Source organism: Paenibacillus sp. J22R232, assembly GCF_056269165.1.
In genome coordinates, this window is record NZ_JBWDNK010000003.1 from 124,550 (window position 1) to 142,155 (window position 17,606).

Sequence of the window (17,606 nt, forward strand, 5' to 3'; positions counted from 1 at the left end):
GTAGATTGGGGAATTTCATAAGGTCCGATTAAGCTTAATCTCAAAATCAGGCTTGGTGAGATAGTCCATATAGCAGATTATTCCATCAAAATCCAGATAGGCCTGGTAACGGGTACGGATCGCCGGAGAAGTTATGAATGCCAGCACATCTGCTTTGTCGAACCACCCGCTTTCTGACGTTTCCTCCGAAACAGCTAGCTGTCCGCCTTCTGCCTTGCATGAAAAGTCCATCATGACCTTTGTTGGAATGTCAGTTACCCCGTCATGCCACTTATAGGTTCCTGTATTCGAATAAATGCCAATTAAACATGAAATAGCAGCGTCGATTCCGCTTTCCTCTTTTATTTCCCGGATTAATGCGTCGATTACATTCTCGCCTGCTTCTACCTGTCCGCCTGGGAACACCCATCCGTCATGCTCTGTTTTCACCAGAAGAATCTGTCCGTGTTCGTTTTCTACGAAACCGCCTGCTGCTACAATATGCGTTGGCATGGGCATGCAAATAACCTCCAATAACGATTAAGGGGATATATAGAAAATCATACCTATCATATCATTTTGAATGGCATGAATGAAGCGGCAAAGTGCTTCACTCTCAAATGCAACCTTTACAAATTTGTAAACGTTTGTAATTGTGAGGTGAAGATATGAAAAGGGATAAGGCAGCCATCGCTGTCGCAGTAGTTGTATTTGCATTTGTTATGGCAGGCTGTACGTTTTCTTTGAAGCAGCCCGCCTCTAATAACGTCGTTCCTCACGAGCTAAAGCAGCAACATCAACCGGGAGATACACTTGCTGAACAGGTGACGGTTAGTAGATCGTTGCAATTTGGCACAGTGAATTCTGATGTTTATGGTATTCTCAAGCAATCGGACGAAATAATGTTGGTAATAGAAGCCCTTCAAGGCGCGAACAAAATAGAAGGAGTGCTCGATGTTAGAACACCGGATTATGACATCATCATTGAGCATGAAGGTTCGCAGCGCGCGGTTCATCTGTGGCTGGACCCGGTGATGAAAACAAGCATGTACACGGAGGTAAGTGATACCGGGACCGGCTACACGATATCTTCTGCCGATACGGAAAAGCTGAAAGAGATCATTTTCGGTGTTACTTATGGAGTAGAGCTTGCGGTGAAAAACGGGGATGTCGTGAATGCGTTGGCCCAATGGCATAACATAGACGTTTGGGAGAAATTCCTGGGAAATGTGAAAAGCAATACAGCGGATGAAATTCATGTCACTTCCTATACGATAGAAGGTGGAGCGATCTTTCAAGATCTTATTTTTGATGGTCAAAATATAGCCTATACCTTTGATAGCACGCATGATGCGTACGGAAACCCAATTAAGCAGCTTTCTTTCTGCAGCGGAATCGCGACAAATAAAACAGATGAAGGAAAGAAATATACATTATCCGGATGCAGCGGGAAGGAAGCGGAGCAACCGACTTTCAGCATGCGCATACCGTGATTGTGTGAAAGTAACTCAAATGAGAGGAGTGGTCGTTTGATCAGTAATAGGAAAACAATCAATTATTCAATTTTCATAAAATGGATTCTTCTATGCATGATTGTCGTTGTGTTAAATGGCTGCGGTAAATCGGAGAAAATCGAGCATATTGAGGCTTTTGCCACAGAAATGAGCGAGCAGAATGCTGAGGGCTTTTTCGAGAGAACGGGCTATAAAAAGGTAAATGCCATTACTATTGTTGTCGAAGGAGAGAAATACGTGAAGTCCGAAATCAAAATGATTGAGGATCATTACGACATAGATGGAAACTTTATTAAATCTGAAATCACGCTAGCTGACGGGAGCAGGTCGGATATCTTCATGTCTACTGATGGCGACGAGCGCGTAACGAAGCTCGATAACCCTTCAACCATACTCGTTCCGGAGCTTGTTTCCGACGAACATCATTCCATAAAGCTAACAGAAGAACAGAAGATTGAAGTAAAGGAGCATGTGTTATCGTTCATAAAGTAACCATTCGAGCCGCTCGCGCAAAAAAAGGAGGAATACGATGAAACGTCTTTTATTAATCGCTATCATGATCATTTTAACTTCCTGCGGAGCACATAATGGAGAAGGCGAGAATGTGAATGAGATTGACGCTGATCTAGCCCACAAGCTGGCTGAACCGAAGCTCCAGCAAAAAGACGAGCTATTCGAAATGACTTTGAACATCGAGAAGACTGCCTTCGCAAAGGGCGAGCCTATCGAGTGCTCGGTTAGCATGACATATATCGGGGCTCAAGATTCGATTACGATTTGGGGACCAAGCAGCTACATCGTATTTTATTTAACGGATGGCCAAAGGATTGAGATGGAAGGCGCTAATACGACTGAGCTTAGTCCAACTGTACTGAAAAAGGGCGAAAAGCATTTTTTTCCTTTCCAAAAAAGCGGCGCTTATTCGAATGATGATCCCAACGCGAGCTTTTGGAGATCCTTTTACGAGGAGAAGGACCTGCTGCTGCCAAGCGGATCCTATCTCATTGCTGCGAATACCGATTTCTCCTTAGACGAAAAGGTTGTAGACAGCTATTATCACGGTTCTGTACATGCAACGATTACGGTGAAGTAACATGAGGAGGAGCCTGCGAAACCTATGACGAATCTTTATTTTGTAAGGCATGCGCATTCGCTCTATACGCCGGATGAATTAAATAGGCCTTTGTCCAATAAAGGTTTGAATGATGCAAAAAAGGTAACGGAGCTTCTTATGGATCTCTCTATCGAATATGTCATATCCAGTCCGTATAAACGGGCAGTTCAGACCGTTGAAGGGATTGCTGCATATACAGGGGGACGGATATTAACTGTAGAGGGCTTTAGGGAAAGGTTGTTATCGGGCATGCCGGTAGACCATTTTCAAGCAGCAATCGAGAGGGTATGGGAGGATTCGAGCTTTGCATGGGATGGCGGGGAATCGAATGCGGTAGCACAAAAACGCGGTGTGGAAGCGACGCTTCGGGTGCTGAGCAGCTATCCCGGAAAAAATGTCGTCATTGGAACGCACGGAAATTTGCTTGTTTTAATTATGAATGCTTTTGATGTAAGCTATGGCTTTGAATTTTGGAAACAGCTTGCAATGCCGGATATTTACAAGCTTTCCTTCGAGGGCACCGAGCTCTTGGAGGTAAATAGGATATGGAGTGAGCCGGTGGAATAAATAAAGCAGAGAGGTGAGTGACATGCATGTTCAATCCAAAGGTCTTCTTCTATTAGTTGTATCGGTATAATGGCTGGTTGCCATAATCTAACCCGGTACGGCGGGGATGAAGATGTTCGCAAGAGAAGACATATTGGTATGGGCAGCTAAGCAAAGCGCGCAGCAGGTACGTGAGAAGAAGCACAAGAATCCAAGAGCCAACAAAACTAAGGAATATCGGAAGGGCATTAAAATGGTTGATTACGGCAAAGAATATACCGAGGTAAGGAGAGACTATTCTCGTTTATACAGAACACAAATGAAGCATCTCATGCGCATTGAAAAGTATGAACGACTGCATGGATATAAGCATACGGGCGGAAGACTTACCTGGTGATTCGTATTTCTCGCTTAAAATGATAGGGGGAATCAAATCTCCTCTCGATGTAACTTAGCAAACATACAAAATGGGACAAAAGGCGGCCTGCAGTATGGGCCGCTTTTTCATATGCGAATATCCAATCGATTCCGTTTGAAATAATGCAAATTTCATTTAAGTACTGTTTATGTTCGTAAATGTGTGATATTATAAAAACGAACATTAACAAACGTTGGTGCGGCTGGCTGCAAGCGGCTGCACAATAAAACTATAGGAGGCTTTTATCCAATGGAAGTACGCCACACAACAAACCCTACCGATGTGAAGCAATACGATACGGAACGTCTACGCAGCGAGTTTTTGATCGAGAGCCTGTTCGTACAGGATCAAATCAAGATGACATATACGCATTATGACCGCATGATCGTTGGCGGGGCAACGCCCGTGAATGAGACGCTGGAGCTTGAGGATGCAGCGACGCTGAAGACGGAATATTTCTTGGAGCGCCGTGAGATTGGGTTTCTGAACATTGGCGGCCCGGCTTCGATTTCCGTGGACGGCGAGGTATACGAGCTGAGCAAGCTGGAAGTGCTTTACGTCGGGAAAGGCAAGCGCCAAGTCCTGCTCTCGAGCATAGACAAAGCGAACCCGGCCAAGCTGTACTTCTGTTCGGCGCTCGCCCACGCGGAGATCGCAACGCGCAAAATGACGATGGAGGAAGCGAATCCTACTCATCTTGGCTCACAAGAAACGTCGAATGAGCGCGTATTGTACAAGTACATCCACGCAGATGGCATTCAGAGCTGTCAGCTGATGCTGGGCGTAACAAGCCTCAAAACGGGAAGCGTATGGAATACGATGCCTTCTCATGTGCATGATCGCCGCATGGAAGCTTACCTATACTTCGACATGAACGACGACGCGCGCGTATTCCATATGATGGGCGAGCCTTCGCAGACGAGACATCTGGTCGTAGCGAACGAGCAAGCGATCATTTCTCCTCCATGGTCCATCCACTCAGGCGTAGGAACGAGCAATTACACGTTCTGCTGGTCGATGGCCGGCGAGAATTATACATTTACAGACATGGACGCAGTGCCTGCAAGCGAGCTAAAATAGAAGCATTCGCTACAGGAGGTGCACCATGCTTGCTGCTGAACGGCATCGGAAAATTATAGAGAAACTAGAGCAGCTTGGCGCAGTGAAAGTATCTGAGCTGAGCGAGCAATTTGGCGTAACGGAAAAAACGGTACGGGAAGATCTGGAGAAGCTGGAGGAGAAGGGGCTGCTCAAACGTACCCACGGCGGGGCTGTGGTAGAGCAAGAGGGCGAGGATAGCCTCTATCCGCTCCAATTTCCTAACAGCAAGCACCAGCAGGAGAAGTCGGCCATTGCGGCGCTTGCGCTCACTTGCATCGAGGAGAATGATATCATCGCGCTTGATGCGGGAAGCACGACGCTTGAGATGGCCAAGAGGCTCCCGAATATGCCCGTAACCGTGCTGACGAACGACCTGCTTATTATCCGCGAGCTGACCTTGAAGGATCAGGTGCGATTGGTCATTCCCGGCGGCTACCGCCATAACAATCTGCTGATTGGGGCAGAGTCCCAGGAATGGATTAAAAGGCTGAATGTCCATAAGCTGTTTCTTTCGACGACAGGCATTCATATGGAATATGGCTTGACGATATTCACAGAGGAATTGTCTAAGCTGAAGAAGCTGTACATGGACAATGCGAAGACTGTTTATTGCCTGGCTGACCATAGCAAATTCGATAAAGGCGCCTTGATTACATTTGCTGGCCTGGACGAGATTGATTGCATCATCACAGATGAGGGGATCTCGCCCGAGGTGGCAGCCAAATATGAGGCTCTTCAGATCCAAATGATGAAGGCACAGCTTCCAGAGAGCGTAAAGCGTGCAAAAGGGAGGACATGAACCGATGGGTTTGTTTGATTTGAGCGGAAAAACGGCAGTCGTGACGGGAGCGGGACGCGGCCTCGGAGCAGCTATCGCACTTGGATTAGCGGAGGCAGGCGCTGACGTAGCGCTTGTTACGAACAGCACCCCTGCCGACAAAGCGGCGGAAGCGATTAGAGCTTTGGGACGGAGAGCGATTACGATTCAGGCGGATATTTCTGACCGTTCCAAGCTTGCCGGCATTATTGAGCGGACAGTGGACGAGCTGGGCAGAATCGATATCCTAGTAAATAATGCAGGCATTATTCGCCGGACGCCTGCTGCGGATCACAGCTACGAGGATTGGCAGGCAGTACTCGACGTCAATTTAAATTCGGTATTTGTTTTATCGCAGCTGGCAGGGGAAAAAATGATCGAGCAGGGCTCCGGCAAAATCATTAATATCGCTTCGATGCTGTCCTATCAAGGCGGCATTAACGTGCCTGGCTATACGTCAAGCAAGCATGCGGTAGCAGGGCTAACGAAGGCGCTGGCGAGCGAATGGGCAAGCAAGGGCTTGCAGGTTAACGCCATCGCCCCAGGCTACATGAGCACGGATAATACCGAAGCGTTACGCGAAGACCCGGTTCGCAGCGCTCAAATCCTGCAGCGTATCCCGGCAGGACGCTGGGGCACCTCCGAGGATTTAATCGGACCTGCTGTGTTTCTGGCATCGGCGGCATCCGATTATATGAACGGCCATATTCTCGCCGTGGATGGCGGATGGCTGGTAAGATAAGCTAGGCGCGTTTAAACAAAAGGCTCTCCCTGTGCGGCTATGGCCGTGTGGGTGAGAGCCTTTTATTATGCGGACAAGCGACTTTCGAGACCTGGGGCAGTTTCATGCGCTGCAACGGCTTACGCTGCGTTGCCTGCCGCACCTGCTACGACGTATGCAGGCAAAGCTGCTGTCTTTGCTGCAGCACCTGACGATTCAGCAGCCCGAATAGAAAACGAACGGAAGAGGCAATTCGAAGGGTTCCGTCATGCAGCAGCATCAACCAATCAAAGCTAACTCATACGTGCTAGAGAGGAAGGGATATAACTCTTCTTTTTTATGCGTTTTAATATGTGCATACATATGTTTTTTTTGAAAATAAATAGACTGATCCGACTAATAATAAGCCAAAAAGCCGTATATTATCATATCAATTGTGACAAAAAGATAAATTCTTGGCGAATTGTCTATTACTTTAGACTTATATATATAAATACGTATTGATCTTAGAAATGCGAAATAGTAGAATGTTCCTAGTAGCTGTAAATGATTACTAATTAAAGTACAAATTTCTCCAAATCTCATACGGGCAAACCCATCGAAAGATGGTGGCGCAAAGCTATAGGGACTACTTCTTAAAAAGAAATGTCAGCCAGTTGCGAAGCATTAAGCAAAGGCATACCTATGAAAAATTATAGGTATGCCTTTTTTTATTCAGAGAGATAAATTCAAATAGTGGAGAGAGGTCATAACGTTATGCATAATCAATCAGATATTCGCCGTTTATTTCCAAGTGATGATGGAAACGCAGCTCAACGGAATCAAATGTTGGAATTAATGGGGCAGATCGTTAGCGGCGTCGATGAGCTAAAAGATCCCGATTCGGTTTTTTTGAAGGGGAATAAAGATAGAGGACCGTTATTTTATAAGGAGCTGGCGGATGTTAGCCGAATTCCGCATAGCGGAAGTCCTCTGGAAGAGGTTAACAAAGAGCTTCTTTCCTTGCTTCATGCTCATCCCTATCATACCAAATATTTTCTAACCAACATTTTGCCTATGGCGAGTACACCGGGCATACTTGGCATGCTTGCGGCATTTATGGTGAATGGCAATAATTTATGGGATGTGTATGGGCCGGCAGGCGCAGAAGCCGAAGTTAAGGTTGTTGCAATGATGTCGGATCTTGTCGGATATCGAACGGCAGAAAGCGGAGGATACACAACCTGGGGCGGCCAGGGCGCTATATTTACTGGCCTCAGGCTTGCAATCAATAAAGCAAGCTCATCCGCCGCCAAGTCCGGAGTGCCCCAGAATTTATACGCTTTCTGCTCGGAGGCAGCGCATTACAGCCTTTATAAGGCGATGGAAGCAACGGGGCTCGGAAGCGATCATTTAGTCAAAATCCGTACGCACGAAGACAGCTCGATGGACATTGACGATTTGAAAGCAAAAATGGAACAGGTCATTGCGAATGGCGGCATTCCGATATATGTCGTTGCCACGACGGGCACGACAGATGCAATGGGCATTGATAGCCTTGATGACGTGCATAGAATGACAGAACGCTTAGCACAGGAGCATCGGATAAATCGGCCTCACATTCATGCCGACTCGGCTCTGGGCGGATTTTTCGCATTCTTCAACAACTATGATTTCGCTAATAATCCGTTGAGCATTGAGGGAGATGCGCTTGCGGCACTCCAAACCATTCAAGCCAAAATGAAACATTTGAACAAAGCGGATTCGCTTTGCTTCGATTTTCAGAAGCTCGGGCAAACGCCTTATTCAACGAGCTTGTTTTTAGTGAAAAATGCTACTGATTTAAAGCTTCTGGATTTGGATCCAGACGAGACACCTTATGTTGGACACCGAGGATATGGGCAATATCACACGAGCTACACGCTAGAATGCTCAAGAATGGGAAGCTCCATCAGCATATACAGCGCTTTGTTGGCGTTTGGCATTGAAGGCTATCAAAAGCTGCTGGCTCAGTTCGTTGAAGTAAATGTCGCTTTCCGAAAAGCGCTGAAGCTGGAAATACCGGAAGCGATTATTGTAAATCCGCATAATCCGGGCATCATCACTTTGTTCCGGTTGTATTCGGATGGGCTGAACGGATATCCAAAGGAATATGCCGGTGCTTGCAGCTACGAGGAAGTAGACAGGGAAAACAAATTAAATGAAATATTATTTGAAATTCTGGGAAGAGACCGGAGCGAAATGTTCTTCGGCGATACGAAAAAGCATCTTTACGTACCAACGACAGATGCTAAACGGATCGCGCTGTATGCCAGCAAGCTGTTCGTTATTTCACCGTATACGCAGGTATCCGATGTTCATTCCATCGTCCAATATTTAAAAGGAAAAATCGAAGAAACCTATTCGGAATATAATCGAATGAATAAAAGGGAGTACACTCATGAAGAAATCTATACTTAGTTTCAATTGGTATAAGGAGCATCTAGCCGTAAAAATCGCATTAAGCATACTGCTTTTGCAAGTTATCACTTGTGCAGCCTTTGCTATATCGAGTTACATGTCCCAGCACAATCTTTCGGAGAAATTGCTGGAGCAGTTCGATAAGCGATTGATAACCGATATTCAAATTGCAAGCAATACGTTAGCTTCAATCCCCGGCTCAGGAAAGCAGCTGTCAGGCATAGAGGATCCGAATTATGCGCTGATCAAAACAGAGCTTGAGAAGCTGCAGGAGATCCATAGCCTTGAGAATATTTATATTCTATCGAATACGGGGGACAATGAACGGATTCTAATTCTATCAGGCGTGCCGGATGATTTTGGAACGCCGTATCCGTTCACCGATGAAATGAAAGCAGCGATTTCAGACAAGAAATCAATGATAAGCCCTATTTACGTGGACGAGTACGGTACTCATAAATCCATATTCGTTCCGGTATCGGATAATTCAGGCGTTACCTATGGCATACTCGGGATAGATCTGGATGCTTCGGTTGTGCCGAAAACAACAGCTAGCTCAAACCTGACTACGATTATTATTTCACTGATCGTGCTTGTAGTGGGGAGTATCATTGCGGCCGTGATCGGTAAAGTCATTACGAATCCGCTAAGAAAACTAATGCTTGCAGCCGATAAGATCGCGGCAGGCGATATGAAAACAGCGATTTCGATCCACAGCAAGGATGAAATCGGGAAATTGTCGGTATCGTTCGGATTAATGATCGCGAGCCTTAAAACGCTCATTCAGCAAGTCATTGCTTCTTCAAATTTGATTTCGGAAACGAGCCAGCACTTGAAGCAATCGGTCAATGAGTCCACAAACAGCGCACAGCAGGTTGCGGATTCAACAAACCGGATGTCTGAGGGCATTAATGAAATCGTTCAAAGCGTAACACATAGCCATACGAATATTAATCATATCGATAATGAGATTAAAGATGTATCGAACGGGATGAAGGATATTCAGAACATCGCAACAGAGGTACACGTACAATCCGAGCAAGGGCAGGATCTAGTCGAAAGAACGCTTCAGCAGATGATGGTCATCAAGCAAGCGATGCAGGAGTCCCAAGAAGCAGCCACGACATTAGGCAAACGCTCCAACGAGATAAGCGAGATCATCAATATCATTTCGGAAATATCCAATCAAACGAACCTGCTCGCTTTGAATGCTTCAATCGAAGCTGCGCGCGCAGGAGACGTTGGACGAGGCTTTGCGGTAGTTGCCGGCGAGGTTAAGAAGCTGGCGTCACAATCGGCGCAAGCCGCATTATCGGTTACCGATCTTGTTTCGAGTACCCAATCCAACAGCTTGCTCGTGATGAAAAGCATTGAGGAAGGAAGCAAGGCCGTTGAGCAGGGGCATTCATGGATACAAGGAACGTATGAAAACTTCAAAGGCATCTATGGAGGAGTATCCTCGTTTACGGAGCATACGAATCATATGTTCAGCGCATTAGGCAAGGTAGATGAGTCTTTTGTTAAAATAACCGACTCGATGCAGCAAATCTCCGGTATAACGCAGGAACAAGCTGCTGGGACGGAAGAGGTCGCTGCATCCGCGCAGCAGCAGAGCGCTTCCATGCAAGAGATTGCAGCTGTCATTATACAGCTATCTACGCTGTCCATTGATCTGAATGATTCAGTCAAACAATATAAGCTGGACAATTAAACGATTGGCGTAATTTGAAATATTTATTCTAAAAACACATAGAAACGGAAGAAAGTCCAGAACAGGGCTGAATGTTCTGGACTTTCTATTGCTAATTGAACCTTTCGTTAATCCAAAGAGACGTAGGAGACAGAACGTTGACGCAAAACAGATTCTTCATGGTTGCTGCCGTGCGAGGCCGATTCGGCGGACTGGGCAAGAGTGTGGTTGACTGCACTGAAGAACAACTCGAAAGCACGCCCGTCTTGGTCCGATTTGTCATAGTGGTACTGGTTAAGAGGTGGAAGTGGGATGCTGCCGATAAAGCTTTGTAGCAGGTCGCTCCATCGTTCCAAATCAATGTCGGCTTCTGTATCGCTGGCGAATAGCTCGCTCCAGCCGAAGCCTTGATTGCTCGTTAAACGAAGGCAGATACGATGGCCTGCAGAATCGACGGCAATGGCAGGAATGACAAATATTTCGATGCGGGAAATGGAAAGATGAGGAGTCTGTTTCGCAAAGTATTGCAGATGGCTTTCACAATTCGTCAACATAAATAAATCTCTCCTTTGTTCGCTTACGAGGTTAGCTGTCGGATTCGGGCTAGAGAGAATGCCCTACCAGGGTTACAAATCCCTGGATTCACCCCTTGCGAAACGATTGGTAATCGTTCGCGATGGTTCCCCCGCTTTTTCATTCGAAAAATTCAGCGTGAATAATGTACCCTTCATTATACCCCTTAATTGCAGCTCTGTAAATCTTATGCAATCAGAATAAAGAAATATAGGATATGGCTTGGTTGAAAAACACTGCCTCCTCAACGTGGTCATGATGTTCCATTTCCAGGCGTGAAGGGCATTTGCTATGATCGGCTGCGGATAATAACAATGTATAAATGCGTCCGTCTCTTACGTTTATATCCGGGAGAGATGAGCGCATATCTTCGACCTGAAAAGGACCGACGAACCTAAGCAGTACGCTGCCCCAACTAACCCAGTCCTTAGGCTTTTCACATTTTCTGATGAATAACTCGCCCCAATCATGTCCTAGCCCAGTTGTAAGGCGAAGGCATATACGAAAGCCGGGCTCGGGTGCGCTTGCGGGAAAGACAAAAAGCTCGATTCTTTTAATGGTTATTGGCTCTGTAGTTGATTGTACTGCTTTCCCTAAAGGGGTTGCGGTTTGCATGGTCACAATGGATCTCTCCTCAAATTCGCTTACGAGGTTAGCTGTCGGATTCGGGCTAGAGAGCTGCCCTACTGGAGCTTGTTTGCCACAGATTCACCCCGTTCGAACGGCTTATCTGGATGCCGTCCGCTAGTGGTTCCCCCGCTTTTCATTTGAAAAATTCAGCGATAGTCATAAGCCTTGTTCGGCTTGCCGTCTATACTAATCTCGATTCAAGCGATTGTAAAATGCAAGTTGCCAAGGATCGGGCGGCCTAAAGCCGATTTTTGAGAAAAGCCATCAAAAAAGCGAGGGAATCGATCTTTTTCTCGGAAATGCTCACTGATGCTTCATCGATCTCAAGGTTGGAATAGTCTGTTTATTTAGCCGGATTAGCGGTATCCGAGCATGAGAAATTATTTTCAAAAACGCGAGTAAAACGATGATTTAGTGAGGTATTCAGAGTTTGTGAAGAATGTAAGCGTTGCGAACGCTCGTAGAAGTCGGATATTGACTAAATTAGCCAGCAAGCATGCTTTACAGCAATTAGGGCGAGGAGTAAGATTCGATACAGGATTTACTAATTAGCTTTGATTGACTGATCGCTGAGTTTCCGTGAAGACGGAAAACGGGGGAACCAATGATAACGCCGTACGCGTGTCCGATGTGAGAGTCGGATGAGCGCACGGCCGGGGTGAATCTTTGACCGGTGCCATGGACACCGGTTAAGGTAGGGCGACTCTCACCGCCCGAATCCGGCAGCTAACCTCGTAAGCGTCGCTCGAGAGAGGAATGATTGAAGTCTGAAGCAATACCAGAATGAACAACGCTGAGTCCTGCGGAAGCAGGAACGGGGGAACCAACGAACGGCTTGCTTGCAAGCATTGCCGTTCATGGGGTGAATCGCTTGTCTATACAAGCGTAGGGCAACTCTCAAGGCCCGAATCCGACAGCTAACCTCGTAAGCGAACTCGAGAGAGGCAACAGAAAGCGCGCTGCCTGCAGCTTATTCAGCTGTGGGTGTCAAGAAGCCGCGGGATGTGTACCTCTTATCCCAAGGCTTCTTTTTTGTTGCCTTTTTTACCAAATGGAGGATAGAGCGTGTGGAGGAAGAGCAAATTATTGTGGCAGGCTTGAATGAAGCCAGCCAATCATTCATAAGAGCATTGCAGTTCCGCCGGCTGAAGTTCACCGTGCTGACGAATAGCAAGCAGGAGGCAAAACAGCTTCGCAAGCATGGCATTACGGATGTGATATTCATCAATACCAATGATCGCAATAGCTGGGTTCCGCCCGCATTTCGGGTCAGGGATGTATTCATCTTCGAGAGCAGTCTCGCCCTTAGCTGCCGCTTTGTGCAATGCTGCCGCAGCTGGACGTCGGAGCCTATCTATGTCATTACGCAGCAATGGAATCCTAGAGCCATATACAAGGGACTAGGCGCAAGCCATATCGTTTTCTCCCAAACGGGAGAAGTAAGCTTCTTATTAAACAACAAATAGCGCAGGAGGCGTTTCCATGCAGGATTTATTTATGGTTGTTACCTTGCTCGTTGCCTTTGGTTTATTTTACGGCTTTGCTGCTTGGTGCGATGGCGTTACCCGGCAATCAGGAGGCGAGCGCGAATGATAGTCGTGGCGATAATGGCATTGTTTGTTTTCGTGTACTTGATCTATGCCTTATTACATCCGGAGAAGTTTTAATAGAGGAGGATTTAAACCGATGGATATCGTACAAATGCTTGTCGTGCTTGCGGTGCTCGTGCTTCTGGTTAAGCCGCTCGGCACTTATGTCTATCATGTGTTCTCCAATGAGCAGAACCGGCTGGACCGCATATTTGGCGGCACCGAGCGGCTTATCTTTACCTTAATCGGCGTTCGTAAGCGAGAGGGCATGGGCTGGAAAAAATATGCGCTTAGCTTTATGGCCACTAATCTGATATTGGTCGCGTTCAGTTATGTGATATTGCGGCTGCAGCATGCGCTGCCCTTCAACCCGAACGGCATGGGAAGCTTGGAGCCGACGCTTACGTTCAATACGGTCATCAGCTTTATTACGAATACGAATCTGCAGCACTACAGCGGCGAGAGTGCCTTGTCCTACTTCTCTCAAATGGCGGTCATCATGATGATGATGTTCACGTCAGCTGCAACGGGTTTCTCGGTTGCGATTGCATTCGTCCGCGGGATAACGAGCAAAGGGAAAACGCTCGGAAACTTTTTCGAGGATTTCGTCAAAGCGCATACGAGAATTTTTCTTCCTCTTTCTTTTATCATTACGCTCGTTCTCGTTGCGCTTCAGGTGCCGCAGACGCTTGATCCGACGTTGACCGTCAAAACGCTTGAGGGAGCCATGCAGCAGATTGCGATTGGTCCCGTTGCATCGCTCGAATCAATCAAGCATCTTGGGACGAACGGCGGCGGATTTTTTGGCGTCAACTCCGCTCATCCGTTCGAGAATCCCAACCCGCTTACGAATGTGATTCAAATCTTGTCGATGTGGGCGCTGCCCGCAGCGCTGCCTTATACGTTCGGTCTTTTTGCGAAAAACAAAAAGCAGGGCTGGGTCGTTTTTTGCGCGATGATGTGTCTGTTCCTCGTCTTCCTAAGCGTAGCTTATACGTCCGAGAAAGCAGGGAATCCGGCGATGAGCGCGCTTGGCATCGATGCATCGCAAGGCAGCATGGAAGGCAAGGAGGTCAGATTCGGCATTGCCCAGTCGGCGCTCTTCACGGCCGTTACGACCGCAGCCACGACCGGTACGGTCAATAATATGCATGACACGCTGACGCCGCTAGGGGGCTTGGTGCCGCTTGGTGAAATGATGCTGAACGTCGTATTCGGCGGCAAAGGCGTCGGTTTAATCAACATGCTCATGTATGCCATTCTTGCCGTATTCATATGCGGCTTGATGGTAGGGCGAACGCCGGAGTTTTTGGGACGCAAAATAGAGCCGCGGGAAATGAAGCTCATCGCCGTAGCCATTCTCGCACATCCCTTTATTATATTAGTGCCAACCGCAATTGCGTTCTTGACGGAGCTCGGGCATGGCGCGATTACGAATCCAGGCTTCCATGGGATAAGCCAGGTGCTGTATGAATTCACTTCCTCCGCAGCTAACAACGGTTCCGGATTCGAGGGATTAGGCGACAATACGCCGTTCTGGAACATAAGCACCGGCCTCGTGATGCTGTTTGGCCGCTATATTTCGATGATTGCGATGCTCGCTGTCGCAGGCTCGCTCATGCGCAAGCAGACCGTCCCGGAGACGATCGGGACTTTCCGAACGGACAATAAGCTGTTCGCGGCCCTGTTAATCGGAACCGTGCTTTTAATTGGTGCCCTGACCTTCCTGCCGGTCATTGTGCTTGGTCCAATCGCAGAATTTCTAACACTCCGCTAACGGATGAGGTGAACGATAATGAATCGAAACAAGACGAATACCGCATTGTCTGCTGGTGCGCTAAAGCAGGCAGTCCGCGAGAGCTTTATTAAGCTGAATCCAGCTGTCATGATCAAAAACCCGGTTATGTTTGTCGTTGAAGCAGGCACGCTTATCGTACTGCTAATGATCGTATTCCCTCGGTTATTTCAATCGCAGGCTGCGATGGGTTTCAATATCGCCGTGTTTTTCATTCTGCTCTTTACGCTGCTGTTCGCTAACATTGCGGAGGCAATCGCGGAGGGCAGAGGCAAGGCGCAAGCGAGCTCGCTCAAAAAATCGAAGCAGGATATGAGCGCGAATAAGCTGGTTGGCGAAGCCGTAACCGTCGTATCGTCAACGGAGCTTCGCAAGGGAGATATCGTCATTGTGTCGCAAGGCGAAATGATACCTGGCGACGGAGAGGTCATTGCCGGGCTTGCTTCCGTAGACGAATCCGCGATCACTGGAGAATCTGCTCCTGTCATTAAAGAGGCAGGCGGGGATTTTAGTTCGGTAACTGGTGGGACACGGGTAGTCAGCGATCAAATTAAGGTGCGTATGACAAGCGAGCCGGGACAATCCTTCATTGACCGGATGATTGCGTTGGTTGAGGGTGCCAAACGCCAGAAAACGCCGAACGAAATCGCGCTGAGCACATTATTGATCAGCTTGACGATCATCTTCCTAATCGTTGTCGTCACGCTTGCGCCAATTGCGAGCTACCTCGGCATTGAGCTGGAGATCCCCATTCTGATTGCGCTGCTTGTTTGTTTGATTCCGACGACGATAGGCGGTTTATTGTCCGCGATTGGCATCGCCGGCATGGATAGGGTTACGCAGTTCAACGTACTGGCGATGTCAGGCAAGGCGGTTGAAGCGGCTGGCGACATCAATACGATGATTCTTGATAAAACAGGAACGATTACCTTCGGAAACCGGATGGCGAGCGATCTTGTGCCGGTAGCCGGAAGCAGCGTCGAGACCTTGTCGGAGTGGGCAGCCATCAGCTCTCTCATGGACGAAACGCCTGAAGGGCGCTCCGTGCTGGAATGGGCGAAGAAGCAGGGAATGAGCTATGATGCAGCGCTTGCGGCAGGCGGGGAATTCGTCGAGTTCAAAGCGGAGACGCGAATGAGCGGCATGGATCTCGCAGACGGCAGACGCGTCAGGAAAGGCGCCGTTGATGCGGTTAGGAAATGGGTTGCCGCGCAGGGCGGCGACATCCCCCCCGATTTGGAGCAAATCTCGAATACGATCGCGACATTAGGCGGTACGCCGCTTGCCGTAGCAGTCGATAACCGGATGTTCGGCGTTATCTATTTGAAGGATACGGTAAAGCCAGGCATGAAGGAGCGCTTCGACCAGCTTCGCGAGATGGGGATCAAAACGATTATGTGCACGGGGGATAATCCGTTAACGGCTGCAACAATCGCCCGTGAAGCAGGGGTAGACGATTTCATCGCGGAAGCGAAGCCCGAGGATAAGATCGCGGTCATCCGCCGCGAGCAGGCCGAAGGGAAAATGGTAGCGATGACAGGGGACGGGACGAACGACGCGCCCGCACTCGCCCAAGCCGATGTGGGCCTAGCCATGAATAGCGGAACGATCGCTGCGAAGGAAGCGGCTAATATGGTCGATCTCGATTCCGACCCTTCCAAAATAATCGAGGTGGTCGCGATTGGCAAGCAGCTGCTGATGACAAGGGGAGCGCTCACTACTTTCAGTATCGCGAATGACATCGCCAAATATTTTGCCATCATACCGGCCATGTTCATGCTCGCCATTCCCGAGATGGGCGTGCTTAATATAATGAATCTGGGCTCGCCGCTCTCCGCGATTTTGTCGGCGCTTATTTTCAACGCGATAATTATTCCGCTTCTCATACCGCTTGCCATTAAAGGCGTAGCGTACAAACCGATGAGCGGCTCGAAGCTGCTAAGCCGAAACGTTTTCATTTATGGCCTTGGCGGCGTGATTGTTCCGTTTGTCGGCATTAAGCTTATTGATTTTGCCGTCCATTTGTGGATTTAATCCTACATTAATTAGAGAGAAGGCATGACGATATGAATGATTATAAGAATGAAGATCCGCGTTCCTCTAGGCTATCGGCGATCACTGTTCCTTTACGCATCAGCTTGTTGTTCATGGTAATATGCGGGATCGTTTATCCGCTGGTAAGCACGGGAGCAGCGCAGCTGCTCTTTCCGGGCCAAGCAGCAGGAAGCTTAATAAAAGACCAAACGGGTCAGGTGGTTGGCTCAGAGCTGATCGGACAAAGCTTTAAAGATCCGAAATGGTTTCAAGGCCGCGTATCGAGCATCGAATACAACGCTGCCGGCTCAGGCTCGAACAACTTCGGGCCCTCGAATCCGGCTTTGATCGAGCGCACTGCCGCGTCTATCGAAGCATGGAGGCTGCAGAACCCGGATGTTCCGGTATCGGAGCTGCCGATTGCACTCATTACGAACTCGGGCTCAGGTCTCGATCCGCATATTACGCCGCAGTCAGCCATGGTGCAAATCGCCAGAATCAGCAAGCTGACAGGGGAGCCGGCCGACGTGCTGAAGCAGCTTGTTGAGAAGCATACGGAGGGCCGAGACCTAGGCGTATTCGGCGATGAGCGGGTCAATGTGCTGAAGCTGAATCTTGCCTTATCCGCTATATTGGGAGAATAAAA

At 48.1% G+C, this 17,606-nt stretch carries 17 protein-coding genes and 5 riboswitches; of the genes, 15 read left to right on the top strand and 2 right to left on the bottom strand.

The window, feature by feature from the left end; genetic code table 11:
• Positions 1-15: 15 nt before the first annotated feature.
• Complete coding sequence (locus tag AC0YN3_RS11580) at positions 16-498, bottom strand: NUDIX hydrolase (protein ID WP_475775219.1); 483 nt, start codon at positions 496-498, stop codon at positions 16-18.
• Between the two features lie 149 nt (positions 499-647).
• Here AC0YN3_RS11580 and AC0YN3_RS11585 point away from each other — a divergent pair, with 149 nt between their 5' ends.
• From AC0YN3_RS11585 to AC0YN3_RS11630, 10 genes are all read left to right on the top strand, one after another.
• A complete protein-coding gene (locus tag AC0YN3_RS11585; protein WP_475775220.1) occupies positions 648-1,472 on the top strand; it encodes a DUF4362 domain-containing protein in 825 nt (274 codons plus the stop codon).
• A gap of 96 nt (positions 1,473-1,568) precedes the next feature.
• Positions 1,569-1,985, top strand: a complete 417-nt coding sequence (locus AC0YN3_RS11590; protein ID WP_475775221.1) for a hypothetical protein — start codon at positions 1,569-1,571, stop codon at positions 1,983-1,985.
• Positions 1,986-2,022: 37 nt separating this feature from the next.
• Positions 2,023-2,586 (top strand): hypothetical protein, encoded by a 564-nt coding sequence (locus AC0YN3_RS11595; protein ID WP_475775222.1) that lies wholly within the window; start codon positions 2,023-2,025, stop codon positions 2,584-2,586.
• A gap of 24 nt (positions 2,587-2,610) precedes the next feature.
• Entirely contained in the window at positions 2,611-3,174 is a 564-nt protein-coding gene (locus AC0YN3_RS11600; protein WP_475775223.1) for a histidine phosphatase family protein, read from the top strand.
• A 112-nt stretch (positions 3,175-3,286) separates the two neighbouring features.
• The gene (locus tag AC0YN3_RS11605) at positions 3,287-3,550 is read left to right on the top strand and encodes a hypothetical protein (RefSeq protein WP_475775224.1); all 264 of its coding nucleotides are present in this window, start codon (positions 3,287-3,289) and stop codon (positions 3,548-3,550) included.
• Positions 3,551-3,820: 270 nt separating this feature from the next.
• Complete coding sequence (gene kduI, locus AC0YN3_RS11610) at positions 3,821-4,651, top strand: 5-dehydro-4-deoxy-D-glucuronate isomerase (RefSeq protein WP_475775225.1); 831 nt, start codon at positions 3,821-3,823, stop codon at positions 4,649-4,651.
• Between the two features lie 25 nt (positions 4,652-4,676).
• Positions 4,677-5,471, top strand: a complete 795-nt coding sequence (locus tag AC0YN3_RS11615; protein ID WP_475775226.1) for a DeoR/GlpR family DNA-binding transcription regulator — start codon at positions 4,677-4,679, stop codon at positions 5,469-5,471.
• 4 nt (positions 5,472-5,475) lie between these two features.
• On the top strand, positions 5,476-6,231 hold the full coding sequence (gene kduD, locus AC0YN3_RS11620; protein ID WP_475775227.1) for a 2-dehydro-3-deoxy-D-gluconate 5-dehydrogenase KduD: 756 nt from the start codon (positions 5,476-5,478) through the stop codon (positions 6,229-6,231).
• A 557-nt stretch (positions 6,232-6,788) separates the two neighbouring features.
• A riboswitch (cyclic di-GMP riboswitch) is annotated at positions 6,789-6,874 on the top strand.
• Positions 6,875-6,966: 92 nt separating this feature from the next.
• Positions 6,967-8,649, top strand: a complete 1,683-nt coding sequence (locus AC0YN3_RS11625) for a pyridoxal phosphate-dependent decarboxylase family protein (RefSeq protein WP_475775228.1) — start codon at positions 6,967-6,969, stop codon at positions 8,647-8,649.
• Positions 8,630-10,360: a methyl-accepting chemotaxis protein gene (locus tag AC0YN3_RS11630; protein WP_475775229.1), complete on the top strand. Its 1,731-nt coding sequence runs from the start codon at positions 8,630-8,632 to the stop codon at positions 10,358-10,360. Before AC0YN3_RS11625 ends, AC0YN3_RS11630 begins: the two co-directional genes overlap by 20 nt.
• Positions 10,361-10,467: 107 nt before the next feature.
• Here the strand turns inward: AC0YN3_RS11630 and AC0YN3_RS11635 are convergent, their stop codons facing one another.
• The gene (locus tag AC0YN3_RS11635; protein ID WP_475775230.1) at positions 10,468-10,893 is read right to left on the bottom strand and encodes a hypothetical protein; all 426 of its coding nucleotides are present in this window, start codon (positions 10,891-10,893) and stop codon (positions 10,468-10,470) included.
• 5 nt (positions 10,894-10,898) lie between these two features.
• Positions 10,899-11,061: riboswitch (cyclic di-AMP (ydaO/yuaA leader) on the bottom strand.
• A 477-nt stretch (positions 11,062-11,538) separates the two neighbouring features.
• Positions 11,539-11,704, bottom strand: a riboswitch (cyclic di-AMP (ydaO/yuaA leader).
• Between the two features lie 395 nt (positions 11,705-12,099).
• Positions 12,100-12,299, top strand: a riboswitch (cyclic di-AMP (ydaO/yuaA leader).
• A 24-nt stretch (positions 12,300-12,323) separates the two neighbouring features.
• Positions 12,324-12,489: riboswitch (cyclic di-AMP (ydaO/yuaA leader) on the top strand.
• Positions 12,490-12,609: 120 nt separating this feature from the next.
• Here AC0YN3_RS11635 and AC0YN3_RS11640 point away from each other — a divergent pair.
• From AC0YN3_RS11640 to kdpC, 5 genes are all read left to right on the top strand, one after another.
• Positions 12,610-13,008: a hypothetical protein gene (locus AC0YN3_RS11640; protein ID WP_475775231.1), complete on the top strand. Its 399-nt coding sequence runs from the start codon at positions 12,610-12,612 to the stop codon at positions 13,006-13,008.
• 123 nt (positions 13,009-13,131) lie between these two features.
• Positions 13,132-13,209: a K(+)-transporting ATPase subunit F gene (kdpF, locus tag AC0YN3_RS11645; RefSeq protein WP_475775624.1), complete on the top strand. Its 78-nt coding sequence runs from the start codon at positions 13,132-13,134 to the stop codon at positions 13,207-13,209.
• Between the two features lie 19 nt (positions 13,210-13,228).
• A complete protein-coding gene (kdpA, locus tag AC0YN3_RS11650; RefSeq protein WP_475775232.1) occupies positions 13,229-14,908 on the top strand; it encodes a potassium-transporting ATPase subunit KdpA in 1,680 nt (559 codons plus the stop codon).
• An 18-nt stretch (positions 14,909-14,926) separates the two neighbouring features.
• The gene (gene kdpB / locus AC0YN3_RS11655) at positions 14,927-16,960 is read left to right on the top strand and encodes a potassium-transporting ATPase subunit KdpB (protein WP_475775233.1); all 2,034 of its coding nucleotides are present in this window, start codon (positions 14,927-14,929) and stop codon (positions 16,958-16,960) included.
• Between the two features lie 32 nt (positions 16,961-16,992).
• On the top strand, positions 16,993-17,604 hold the full coding sequence (gene kdpC / locus AC0YN3_RS11660) for a potassium-transporting ATPase subunit KdpC (protein ID WP_475775234.1): 612 nt from the start codon (positions 16,993-16,995) through the stop codon (positions 17,602-17,604).
• Positions 17,605-17,606 lie beyond the last annotated feature (2 nt).